Genomic DNA, 12,245 nt, shown 5'->3' with positions numbered 1-12,245 from the left:
ATCCCGGAGGTTTGGAGGCAGCGCCTCCAAGGTGGCCCTCAGGCCGCCCGGTGCGTGGCACTCGCATCAAGGGGAAAAACCTTGGCCGCGTTCAACAGCCACTTGGGGTCAAACACGTCCTTCACGGCCATCTGTGCCGTCAGGTCGGCGGGGGCGAACTGCACCCCCATCAGGTCGCGTTTCTCGATGCCGACGCCGTGCTCTCCGGTCAGACAGCCGCCGACCTCGACACAGAGTTTCAGGATCGCGGCACCCAGTGCCTCGCACAGTTCCAGCTGGCCGGGGGTATTGGCGTCATACAGGATCAACGGATGCATATTGCCATCACCGGCGTGGAACACGTTGGCGACGTCCAGCCCGTATTCTTGCGACAGTGCGCCGATCCGGTCCAGCACGCGCGGCAGTTCCGTGACCGGAATCGTCCCGTCCAGGCACATGTAGTCGTTGATCTGCCCCATCGCGCCGAACGCGGATTTGCGCCCCAGCCAGATGCGGGCGGCCTCGTCCGCATCGCGGGCCTCGCGCACCTCGACCGGGTTATGGCGCTGGGCGATCGCACTGATCAGCCCCAGCTGATGGTCGATCTCGGCGTCCGATCCTTCGACCTCGACGATCAGCAATGCCTCGCAATCGGGATAGCCTGCTTTGGCAAAGGCCTCGCAGGCGACGATGCAGGGGCGGTCCATGAATTCGATCGCGACGGGAAGCACGCCCGCCTTGATGATGTCGGACACGCAGGCCCCCGCGACGGCGTTGCTGTCAAATCCGATCAGCACGGGGCGCGCGCCCTCCGGCTTGGCCAGAATGCGGAGGGTTGCCTCGGTCACGACACCCAGCTGGCCCTCGGATCCGCAGATGACCCCCAGCAGATCCAGTCCGCCCGCATCAAGATGCCCGCCGCCCAGTTCCACGACGGTGCCGTCCATCAACACCAGCGTCACGCCCAGCAGGTTGTTGGTCGTCACCCCGTATTTCAGGCAATGCGCCCCGCCGGAATTCATCGCCACGTTGCCCGCAATCGCGCAGGCCAGCTGGCTGCTGGGGTCTGGCGCGTAGAAAAATCCGTCTTCCGCGACAGCGCCGGTGACGCTCAGGTTCGTGCGGCCCGACTGCACGCGGATGATCCGGTCGGCATAATCGGTTTCCAGTACTGCGTTCAGCCGCGCCACGCCCAGCACAACCGAATCCGCCGTCGGCATGGCACCACCGGCCAGCGATGTGCCGGACCCGCGCGGCACCACGGGCACGTCCATCTCGTGACAGATACGCAGCACGTCCGAAACCTCTGCCGTGGTGGCCGGCAACACCGCAAGCATCGGCGGGCATTTGTAGGCTGACAGCCCGTCGCATTCATAGGCGCGGGTCTCCGCCAGATCGTCGATCACGGCGTCGGCAGGCAAAATGGCGCGCAGGCGCGCGGCAAGCGCAGCCTTCAGCGCCATAATCTTGGCGTCGGGTGTAGGCATGTGCATGATGATCTCCTCTTGGATAAACCCTAAGGCACGACGCACGTCCATGACAAGCGCGCCTGCATCATCTAACCTGCGGCCAACCGCCCCGACACAGGACCGCCCCTTTGCGCATGTTCACGCTTTTGATCCTTGGCCTCGCGACTCCCGCGCTGGCCGACGCCCCTGTCGTCACCGCAGCGCAGGTCGCACGTGACGGACCCGCCTGGCGTTTCGATGTGACCCTGTCCCATCCCGATACGGGCTGGGATCACTATGCCGACGGTTGGCGGGTCGAGGATGCGGATGGCACAATCCTCGGCACCCGAGCGTTGTTGCACCCTCACGTCAACGAACAGCCCTTTACCCGGTCACTTGGCAATGTCGCCGTTCCCACGAATTTGTCAGTGGTCTTTATCCGCACGAAATGCGCGGTCGACGGCTGGTCCACGGATACGGTTTCAGTCGCCCTGCCGGACTAGGTCTTGCGCCGTTTGGTGCCGCGTCCTTCCAGCAGCCAGGCTCCGATCACCAACAGCGCCGCCAGGATCAGGAATGCCCAGGCGGGCAGGATCGGCGCGATGGAAATATCGGCAGTGCGGTAGGCCTCGCGCGGGGTGATTCCCAGCCAGCCGCGTCCCGCAGCCGGGCGACCTACCCGCACGCTGCGAATGTCGATATCGCCGTCAGACACCAGCACCGTGCCGCCGTTGGTGGCGCTGATGGTCTCGTCCAGCACGTCGCCGGTGGCGATGGTCTGCTCGAATTCACGCGGTGCCGCCGGCCCCAGCGCGATCACGGTGTCCAGCGTGCCGTCCGTCAAACGATAAAGCCCGGTTTCCGGTGCGTCCCAGAGGGTCTCGAACCGTCCGGGGCTGACCTCGTCCAGCGTCAGCGTCACCTCTGACCCGTCCGGTCCAGTCACCACGACATCGCCGGGTGTATCTTCCAGCGTGCGCCGGATGATGCGCATGGTCTGGCCAGAGGGTTCGACCCACAGGGATTCTTCTTCCAGCTCAGGCTCTTTCATCATCCAGTGGGCAAGGCGGCGCAACAGTTCGGCCTGCGGACCGCCGCCTTCATACCCACGATCCCACAGCCAGCTCTGATCGCTTGCCAGCAGCGCCACGCGCCCCTCGCCGATCCGGTCCAGCGTCAGCAGCGGGCGGTCGTCCAGCCCGGTCATCAGCACCTCGGCGCCCTCGGGCACGGTGGTATCCACCAGCCGGAACCAACGCCCCCAACCGGGGCCGTCGCTGTCGGTGCCGGGTGACATCGCTTCCAGCCCGGCAGTCACCGGGTGCCGGTCGCCCAGGTCGGTGACCTGCGGCACATAGCCTTCCTCAAAGACCCGCGCCGTCGGCGCACCGGGCAAGACCGTCTGCAAGGGCGAACGAAAGATACTGTCGACGCTGCCGTATTCCGGACCAGAGGACACCAGCACGGCACCGCCCTCGCGCACGTAATTGGCGATGTTTTCCAGATACAGGGACGGCAGGATGCCCCGCCGGCGATAGCGGTCAAAAACGATCAGGTCGAAATCCGCGATCTTCTCCATGAACAATTCGCGCGTGGGAAAGGCGATCAACGACAACTCGTCCACCGGCACGCCGTCCTGCTTTTCCGGCGGGCGCAGAATGGTGAAATGTACCAGATCGACGCTGGCATCCGCCTTGAGCAGGTTGCGCCAGGTGCGTTCACCCGCATGCGGCTCGCCACTGACAAGCAGGACCCGCAACCGGTCGCGGACACCGTTGATCTGGACAACAGCGGCGTTGTTACGATCCGTCAATTCGCCATCCACCGTCGGCGTCTGGAACTGGAGAACATTCATCCCGCCATGCGGCAGGTTGACGGGCAATTCGATGTCGCGCCCGATCGGCACTTCAAAGGGCAACGGCGCGCCACCATCGATGCTGATGTTCAGCGGCACCGACACGACCCCCTGGGGGGCGGCCCCCTGATCTTCGATCCGCACGGTCAGCGTCACGGGTTCGCCCAGAATGGCAAAGGCCGGTGCATTGGCCACGACCAGACGCCGGTCCCAGTCGTCGGGCTGGCCCGTCACCAGCGCGTGCAGCGGCGCGGGCAGCGGCGGGGTGCGGTCCAGGTCGTGCACACGCCCGTCCGTAATCATCAAGATGCCGGCAATGCGGCCCTGGGGCTCTTCGGCCAGTGCTTCGGCCAGTGCGGTCATGGCCTGCGTGCCCGCGTCGCCCTCACCGTCGCCGACGGTCACGATCCGCAGTTCGGTGTTTTCCATACCGGCAATCTCGGCCTGCACATTCGCGATGGCCGCAGCCGTCTGGTCCGGTCTGTCGCTGATCCGCTGGCTCGCACTCTCGTCCACGACCAACATCACGATATCGGCCAGCGGCACCCGGTCCTCTTGGCTAAGTGCGGGGTTCAGCAATGCGCCCAGCAGGGCAAGCCCCGCCAGACCGCGCAACCACCAACCGGGCAACCGCCGCCAGACCGCCAGCAGCACGGCCGCCAGTACCAGCGCGCCGACACCGTAAATCGCCACCATCGGCAACAGTGGATCAAGGACAACGCTCTGCATCAATCCACCCTGCTTCTTCTGGTCAAAAATATCCCCGCCGGAGGCATCCTGCCCTTACAACACATGCGCCAGTTGTTCATTGTCCCAGCCTTTCCAACAGGTTGGGCACATGAACCTGGTCGGATTTATAGTTGCCGGTCAGCACATGCATGATCAGGTTCACGCCAAACCGATAGGCATATTCGCGCTGTGTGTCGCCCGCGCTGCCACGGCCCACGGGGAACATCGGATCACCGAACTGGTCCACGGCCCAGGCCCGTGCCCAGTCGTTGCCACCGATCACGACGGGCGTCACACCGTCGTTGAGGTTGCGAAACGGCATGCCCTCGGCCTGTTCGGCGTCCGGGGGGGCAGCCTCGACCCAGACATCGCGACTGGCGGTGCGACCGGGAAAATCCTGGATCAGGTAGAATGTCCGCGTCAGCACGTGATCGTCCGGGATCGGTTCCAGCGCGGGAATATCCAGCGACATGGCGATGGACTGCAATTGCCGCCCCTCGGGGCTGGATGACCCGAAACGTGCCGTATCCGCGTCGCGGGTGTCGAACAGGATCATCCCGCCGGACCGCAGATAGCGGTTCAACTTGGCGTAGGCCTCGCGCGAGGGGAGCGCCTGGCCGGGTGTCATCGGCCAATAGAGGAACGGAAAGAACGCAAGCTCGTCCGTCTCGATGTTCAGTGCCGTCGGTGCGACAGGCTCGATCGAGGTGCGGCGGAACAGGACGTCGGACAATCCCCGCAATCCGGCCTCCGATACCTCGTCGATCCGCGGATCGCCCGTCGTGACATAGGCCAGGGACACGGCCTGCGTGGCCGTGATGGCAAATTCATCGGCATCCTGTGCGCGCGAATTCTGCGGGGTGGCGATCATCAGTGCCAGCAACACGGCGGCGGCCACATCGGCGCGCGGTCCGCGCAAACGGCCGCCCACAGCCAGCGAGGCGATCACGTCAATCGCCAAGAGCGCGAGTGCCGCAGCGATCAGCCAGCCCTTCAGCGGCAATTCCTGCGAGATATCCAACCCTTCGACGGGGATACGAGGGGGCCACTGCGCCGTGGCCAGCGTTGTATCCGCATCTGCCACATTCACCGCTATCTGCGTTTCGTCAAATGCGTATAACCCCGGCGCCAGATCAGGCCCGACGGTGCCTGCGGCGAGTGCCTCTCCGGGCACACCGGCCTCGGTCGTGGCATCCGTCAACTGGCCAAAGGCGTCAAGCCGTGCCTGCGGCAGCCACACAGTGCCCTCCAGCGCCGCAGCCTCGGGTGTGGCGGGACGCGTCGAAACCGCCAGACGTTCCAGCATCTGTACGAAAAGACCCGACAACGGCAATGACGACCATTCGGCATTTGCCGTGACATGCATCAAGACGACCTGACCTTGTCCCAGCGCCTTGCGCGTGACCAGTGGGGTGCCATCCGCCAGCCCTGCGATCACGCGGTCGGCCAGTGTCGGGTCGGGTTGTGCCACCACCTGCGCCGTCACGCTCACGTCTTGCGGGATGGCGAGGCCGAAAAAGGGTGATCCTTCAGGAAAGGGGGCCAACGCCTTGGGTTCGCCCCAGCTCATGGCACCGCCGATGCTGCGTCCACCTGCCCGCAGCCGCACGGGCAGCAGCGGGTCCTCGGTCATGCGGCCCACGTCGGATGCGGCCAGCCGTGGTCCGGCAAAGCGCAGCAGCAATCCGCCGTTTTCCACCCATGTCGCGATGTCGTCTGCCTCTGATGCAGACAGGTTCGCCACATCGGCCAACACGATCACGTCCGGGTTGGCCAGCAGGACATCCTCCAGCGTGCCGTCGATCAGGTCCGCTGTCGGTTCCAGCGCTTCGCGCAGGTAATACAGCGGCGACAGCAGGTCGAGGCCCTCGGCCTCGCCGCCGCCGGCAATCAGCGCGACCTCGCGGCGGCGCAGGGCGTCGTCGGTCAGCGTCACGGCACCGGCAGACCGCACGCCTGCCACCGCAAACCGCGTGACGCGATTGCGCAGCTCTGCCGGCAGGGACAAAAGTGTTTCGCCCACGCCTTCGCCTGGCGGAATCTCCAGGTTCACAGTGGCAAGGACGCGTTCGGTGCCGGCGGGGTCCAGCCCGATGGCCTGCACCGGCACGCTCAGCGGCAGGCCGACAGGCGTGCGCGCGGCGGACAGCGCGATATTGCCGTCGGCAAATGTGGCAGGCCGCAGTGCTATGGTGGAGCGCGGCGTCTGCACCACGCGTACCGTGCCGCGCGCCTCGAACGCGGCCAGCATGTCGCTGCGTGTGTCACGTGCCAGACTGTCGGACAGCCAAAGGGTGTCAAAGCTGCCGTCCAGCGTCTGCGCAAAGCCCGCAAGAGCCTCTGCGTCAGGTTCCCAAGGCGCGGGTTGCAGGTTGGGCAAGGTCTGCGCCACGGCTTGCGCCGGTTGGAAATCGGGCATTTGTGCGGGCGGTGCGGTCAGCGTCATCACGGCGGCAGGCCTGCCTGACCGGGCTGCGTCGTCCAATGCGATCCGCGCACGGTCGATCCGCGCGGGCCAGTCGCGCGCGTCGGCCCATGTGCCGTCCAAAACCACCAGCAGCGGACCGTCGCCGCCCTGATCGTCCTGGGGGTTCAGAACGGGGCCAGCAAAGCCCAGGATGATCGCGGCAACGGCCAGCAATCGCAGCAGCAGCAGCCACCAGGGCGTACGGTCGGACTGTGCATCCTTGTCGGTCAGTCCCAGCAGAAGAGCGACACCGGGAAACCTGCGCCGCACGGGCGCTGGTGGGACGGCGCGGAGCAACACCCACAGGATCGGCAATGCGATCAACCCCAGCAGCAGCCAGGGCGCAGTGAAGGCGAGGGGGCCGATGCTAAACATAAGTGAAATCCCGGGGGCGCTGCCCCCGGACCCCCGGGATATTTTCGACCAGAAGAAGTGTCATACGGGCTGCTCCATGGCAGCGTAGAGCCACAGGAGCGCCTGTGTCGCGGGCGCGTCGGTATGCTGGGTTGTAAACTGCCAACCAGTCGTGCGTGCGAGAGCGTTCAGGCGGTCCTTGCGTTCGGCCAGGCGGTCCAGATAGCGGTCGCGCAGATCGCCTGCCTTGAGCGTTTCGTGTCGCAAGCCACCGGTCATGGATTCAAAGACCGTGCGCCCGTCGAATGGAAAGGCTTCTTCCTGGGGGTCGAGAATCTGCACCAGGGCACCGCGCACGCCGCGGTCGGCGGCGCGGGTCAAGGCGGCCTCGATCGGGGCCAGATCGGACAGGAAATCCGACACGAACACCGCGCGGCTGTGCGGAACCATGCCGCGCGCCTCGGGCATGGCGTAGTCACTGGGGTCGTCCTGCGACAGCAGCGCCGCCATCTGCGCGATCTGGGCCGTGCCCCGACGGGGTGGCAGGGCGGCCCCGGTTAAGCCAACCCGTTCACCGCCGCGGGTCAGCAGGATCGCGCAGGCCAGCGCCAATGTACGGGCCACGGTTGATTTCTGCGCAATGGCCGGGGCAGATGAAAACCGCATCGACGCGCCCTGATCGACCCAGAACACGACCGATTGCGCGATCTGCCATTCCTTGTCCTGCACGAAGGCCCCGTCGGACCGGGCGGACCTGCGCCAGTCGATGCTGCGCGCGCTGTCGTGGCTTTGCGCAGGCCGGTATTGCCAGAAGGTGTCGCCCGTGCCTGCGCGGCGTCGACCGTGATCGCCCAGGATCACGGTGCTGGCCAGATGCTCTGCCGCGGCCAGCAGTGGCGGCAGCGCACTGGCGCTGGCCTCTGCCCGGGCGCGAAGGACGACGGGATCACTCATGCGGCGGCGGCAGTCCGGGTGATACCGGCTGTGACATCGTCGATCAGCGCATCCAGATCGACCCCGCGCGCGCGGGCCGCGAAGGAGAGTGCCATGCGGTGTTTCAGGACAGGTCCTGCCATCGCGCGCACATCCTCTGGTGTGGGCGCAAGCCGGCCTGAGAGCAGAGCTTGCGCGCGAACACACAGCATCAGCGCCTGCGATGCGCGCGGGCCGGGGCCCCAGCTGACCGCGTCGTTCACGGCGGCAGCGGCATCAGGTCCGGGACGGCAGGCGCGCACAAGATCGAGGATCATTTCCACGATCCCGTCGCCCACAGGCATCCGGCGCAGCAGGTCCTGCGCATCAATCAGTTCTGAGGCGGTGAACACGGCGGTGGATTTTGCGTCTTGGGCCCCGGTGGTGGCGATCAGGATGTCGCGCTCAGTCTGCCGGTCGGGGTAGGGCACGTCGATCTGCACAAGGAACCGGTCCAGCTGCGCCTCTGGCAGGGGATAGGTGCCTTCTTGTTCGATCGGGTTCTGGGTGGCCAGCACGTGAAACGGCGTGCCCAGCTTGCGATGGGCACCGGCGATCGTGACCTCTTTTTCCTGCATGGCCTGCAAGAGCGCGGATTGCGTGCGCGGGCTGGCACGGTTGATTTCGTCGGCCATCAGCAGTTGGCAGAAAATCGGTCCTTCGATGAAGCGGAACGCGCGGGCACCGCCTTCGCCGGTTTCCAGAACCTCGGAGCCGAGGATGTCGGCTGGCATCAGGTCCGGGGTGAACTGGATACGGTTGCCGTCCAGCCCCATGACGGTCGACAGCGTATCGACCAGCCGCGTCTTGCCCAGTCCGGGCAGGCCGATCAGCACGGCATGGCCGCCGCAGATCAGCGCGGTCAATGTCAGGTCGACAACCCTGTCCTGCCCCAGAAAACGCGCCGCAATCGAACTGCGGGCCTGCGCCAGCTTGTCGCCCAAATCCTCGATCCGCGCCACCAGGTCGTCCGTATCCGCCATGACAATTCATCCCTTACCGCTATATCCCTGCATAACAGCACTTATCGCGGAAGACCCCAATGACAAACGAGTCCGGTCCACAAAAGAACGTGACCCCCAGCCCCGAAGGTCTGGCAGAGGCCGCGAACAAGGCGCAAAAAGCAGGCGGTCTGCCGCCGGTCGATCAATGGAATCCTGATTTCTGCGGCGATATCGACATGCGGATCGCCCGGGACGGGACCTGGTTCTACGAGGGCACGCCGATCGGCAGAACCCGGCTGGTGCGCCTGTTTTCAACGATCCTGAAACGCGAGGGTGAAGCCTATTTCCTTGTGACTCCGGTGGAAAAGGTCGGGATCACGGTCGAGGATGCGCCATTCGTCGCGATCGATGTGGACCGGCAGGGCGACGATCTGGTTTTCACTACAAACGTAGGTGACCGTGCGGTGGCCGGCCCCGATCATCCGATCCGCATGGCGCGCGACCCGCAGACTGGCGAGCCGTCACCCTATGTGCTGATCCGTCGCAACCTCGAGGCGCTGATCGACCGCAAGAGTTTCTACCGCCTTGTGGATATGGGCGAGGTCAGCTTGCACGACGGCGCGGACTGGTTCGGTGTCCGCTCCGGCGGAGTCTTCTTTGCTTTCATGCCGGCGGCGGAGCTTGTGGGTCTGGATTGACCTGCACAGGTCCTGCGTTCCCGGACCTCGGCTGGTTTTCAGGCCGGACGGCCTGTCGCGACCGGGGTAAACGTCATCGTCACGCGGTAACCGTCATTCTGCGCTTCGCGGTCCAGCGTGGCCGCGATCTGCTGGGCCGATGCATCCATGATCCGCTGACCCAGGCTGGTCATCGCCGCAACCTCGGACGGGGTGTCGGTCTTGCCCACGCCATTGTCGGCACAGGACAGCCGGACAGACCCGTCGGGTTCGTACTGGAACGAAATGCTGATTTCGCCCGCGCGATTGTCCGGAAAGGCGTGTTTGATCGCATTGGCGACACATTCGGACAGCACCACGGCGACCGCCGTCGCCTCGGCCGAGGACAGCTCGAAATCGGCGATCTTTGATGTGACGCGCACGTTTTCCGGGCAGGTCTGCGACAGATGTGCAAGGATTCCGGACAGGAACGGCTGCATCCTGACACGGGTCACGGCGCTGGACTGGTGCAACTCGCGGTGCAGGGCCACCACGGCGGTCAGTCGCCGGTCCACGGCGGCAAAGGCTTCGGTTGCGACGGGGTCAGACACCTTGCTGGCATAGATCCGGATAAGTGACTGCACGGTCTGCAACGAATTCTTGACCCTGTGGTCCATCTCTCCGCGCAGGATTTCCTGATTGCGCAGGGTGCGGCGCAATTCCAGCTGCGACATGACCTGATTGGCAAGGGTGCGCAGAGCGGTGCGTTGGAATTCGGTCAGCTTGCGCGGCTTGTCGTCCAGAACGCACAGCGTGCCGATCGGCAGGCCCTGCGGTGTGCGCAACTGCACGCCTGCGTAAAATCGCATCCCGTGCTCTTCGACGATCAGCTGATTGTCCCATGTGCGCGGATCGTTCAGCGTGTCCTCGATCTCCAGCAGGTCGTCCTGCAGGATGGTGTGGCCACAAATCGCGTTTTCACGGGGGGTGCTGTCGGTGTCGGTGCCGACGCTGGCCTTGAACCACTGACGGTCCTTGTCCAGCAGGGACATCAGGGAAACCGGCGTTTCACAGATACGCGACGCCAGATCGACGATATCGTCGAAATCGGATTCCGTCGGCGTCTCGATCATGTCGTAGGCGTCAAGCGCGCTCAGGCGTTGATCTTCGTCCGGGTGCAGCGGTGCCTGCATTGTCTGAATTCCTGTCCACCGGGTCAGCGTACCCATCCCGGCAGCTTTATTTGACCCCAAGGTCGCATGCAATCCGGCAAGGTCGAAAGCGGCGATGCGCCGCTTTCGACCCATGCGTCAGATGGCCGTGCAGATGTATTTCATCTCGAGGTAGTCCTCGATGCCGTGATGGCTGCCTTCGCGGCCCAGACCCGATTGCTTGACCCCGCCAAAGGGCGCGACCTCGGTGCTGATGATGCCCGTATTCACGCCGACGATGCCGTATTCCAGCGCCTCCTGGACCTTGATCACGCGGCTCAGGTCCTTGGCGTAGAAATAACTGGCCAGACCAAAGATCGTGTCGTTGGCCATGGCGATGACCTCGTCCTCGTCCTCGAAGGCGAACAGCGGTGCAAAGGGACCGAAGGTTTCCTCGGTGGCGACCTTCATGTCCTGCGTGGCCCCGGTGACGATGGTGGGTTGGAAAAATTGGCCACCCAATGCGTGCGGCTCACCGCCCAGAATGACCTTGCCGCCCTTTTCGACCGCGTCCTTCATGTGCTCGCGGACCTTGTCGATGGCTTTGGGTTCGATCAGCGGGCCCAGATCGGTCCCGTCCTTCAGGCCGTCGCCGACCTTCATTGCCGCGACCGCGTCGCGCAGTTTGCTGGCGAATTCATCATAGACGCCCTTTTGGACGTAGATGCGGTTCGCACAGACGCAGGTCTGACCATTGTTGCGGAACTTGCAGGCGATGGCCCCTTTGACCGCTTCGTCGATATCGGCGTCGTCAAACACGATGAACGGCGCGTTGCCGCCCAGTTCCATCGAACATTTCATGACCTGATCGGCGGCCTGTTTCAGTAGGATGCGCCCCACCTCGGTCGATCCGGTAAAGGTCAGTTTCCGCACCGCGTGGTTTTCGCAGAATTCCTTGCCCACGCCAGAGCTGTCGTCGGATGTCACGACGCTGAACAGACCCTTGGGGATGCCTGCCTCTTCGGCCAGTTTGCCCATCGCCAGCGCCGACAGCGGTGTCAGCGACGCGGGGCGCACGACAAAGCCGCAACCGACGGCCAGCGCGGGGGCAACCTTGCGCGCAATCATCGCGTTGGGGAAATTCCAGGGCGTGATCGCGGCGGCCACACCGATCGGCTGTTTGATCACTGTGATGCGCGCGTTTTCCTGATGTGCAGGGATGGTTTCGCCATAGACGCGCTTTGCCTCTTCGCCGAACCATTCCACGAAACCGGCGCCATAGGCGACCTCGCCTCGGGATTCGGTCAGGGGTTTGCCCTGTTCGGCAGTCATGATGATCGCCAGGTCCTCTTGGTTGGCCATCATCAGGTCATACCATTTGCGCATCACGCCTGCGCGGTCCTTGCCGGTGCGTTTCGCCCAGGCGTGCCGTGCGCTGTCGGCCGCCGCGATGGCGGTTGCAACTTCGGCCCGGCTCAGGTCCGGGACGGTCGCGATCACGTCGCCGCGGGCGGGGTTCACCACGTCGATGGTCTTGCCGGATGCGGCATCGACCCATTCACCCGCCACATAGGCCTTTTGGCACAACAGGTCGGGGCGTTTCAGCTGGGACGCAAGGTCGGTGGTCTGGTCAAGCATGGTCGTTCCTTTCGGACGCGCGTTTCGGTTGCCATGCATATAGAGCGCGCGG

Annotated in this window: 9 protein-coding genes; 2 read left to right on the top strand and 7 right to left on the bottom strand. The window is 64.7% G+C overall.

Translation table 11 applies throughout. The features are described 5' to 3' along the window. Window positions 1-38: 38 nt before the first annotated feature. Window positions 39-1,472 carry an FAD-linked oxidase C-terminal domain-containing protein gene (locus tag LGQ03_RS12130; protein ID WP_226748620.1) on the bottom strand — a complete coding sequence of 478 codons (1,434 nt, stop codon included), beginning with the start codon at window positions 1,470-1,472 and terminating at the stop codon, window positions 39-41. A gap of 110 nt (window positions 1,473-1,582) precedes the next feature. On the opposite strand from LGQ03_RS12130, the gene LGQ03_RS12125 reads away from it, so the two are divergent. Beyond that, window positions 1,583-1,930: a hypothetical protein gene (locus tag LGQ03_RS12125; RefSeq protein ID WP_226748619.1), complete on the top strand. Its 348-nt coding sequence runs from the start codon at window positions 1,583-1,585 to the stop codon at window positions 1,928-1,930. Here the strand turns inward: LGQ03_RS12125 and LGQ03_RS12120 are convergent. The 4 genes from LGQ03_RS12120 to LGQ03_RS12105 all read right to left on the bottom strand — a co-directional run bounded on the left by LGQ03_RS12120 (window position 1,927) and on the right by LGQ03_RS12105 (window position 8,787). Further along, window positions 1,927-4,011: a hypothetical protein gene (locus tag LGQ03_RS12120; RefSeq protein WP_404807656.1), complete on the bottom strand. Its 2,085-nt coding sequence runs from the start codon at window positions 4,009-4,011 to the stop codon at window positions 1,927-1,929. The two genes, LGQ03_RS12125 and LGQ03_RS12120, sit on opposite strands and share 4 nt — an antisense overlap. A gap of 76 nt (window positions 4,012-4,087) precedes the next feature. Beyond that, entirely contained in the window at window positions 4,088-6,853 is a 2,766-nt protein-coding gene (locus tag LGQ03_RS12115; RefSeq protein ID WP_226748617.1) for a DUF4159 domain-containing protein, read from the bottom strand. Between the two features lie 60 nt (window positions 6,854-6,913). Next, window positions 6,914-7,786 (bottom strand): DUF58 domain-containing protein, encoded by an 873-nt coding sequence (locus tag LGQ03_RS12110; protein ID WP_226748616.1) that lies wholly within the window; start codon window positions 7,784-7,786, stop codon window positions 6,914-6,916. Next, window positions 7,783-8,787 carry an AAA family ATPase gene (locus LGQ03_RS12105; RefSeq protein ID WP_226748615.1) on the bottom strand — a complete coding sequence of 335 codons (1,005 nt, stop codon included), beginning with the start codon at window positions 8,785-8,787 and terminating at the stop codon, window positions 7,783-7,785. The genes LGQ03_RS12110 and LGQ03_RS12105 overlap by 4 nt, the downstream gene beginning before the upstream one ends. A gap of 59 nt (window positions 8,788-8,846) precedes the next feature. Between LGQ03_RS12105 and LGQ03_RS12100 the strand changes: the two genes are divergently transcribed. Next, on the top strand, window positions 8,847-9,446 hold the full coding sequence (locus LGQ03_RS12100; RefSeq protein ID WP_226748614.1) for a DUF1285 domain-containing protein: 600 nt from the start codon (window positions 8,847-8,849) through the stop codon (window positions 9,444-9,446). 38 nt (window positions 9,447-9,484) lie between these two features. Here LGQ03_RS12100 and LGQ03_RS12095 read toward each other — a convergent pair whose 3' ends face one another. Together LGQ03_RS12095 and LGQ03_RS12090 are read right to left on the bottom strand one after the other, a co-directional pair. Next, entirely contained in the window at window positions 9,485-10,597 is a 1,113-nt protein-coding gene (locus LGQ03_RS12095) for a sensor histidine kinase (RefSeq protein WP_226748613.1), read from the bottom strand. Window positions 10,598-10,714: 117 nt separating this feature from the next. Next, the gene (locus tag LGQ03_RS12090) at window positions 10,715-12,193 is read right to left on the bottom strand and encodes an NAD-dependent succinate-semialdehyde dehydrogenase (protein ID WP_226748612.1); all 1,479 of its coding nucleotides are present in this window, start codon (window positions 12,191-12,193) and stop codon (window positions 10,715-10,717) included. Window positions 12,194-12,245 lie beyond the last annotated feature (52 nt).

It is taken from the genome of Loktanella gaetbuli (assembly GCF_020531945.1).
GTDB classification, from domain to species: Bacteria; Pseudomonadota; Alphaproteobacteria; order Rhodobacterales; family Rhodobacteraceae; genus Loktanella; species Loktanella gaetbuli.
This window is presented reverse-complemented; position numbering and strand designations above follow the sequence as displayed.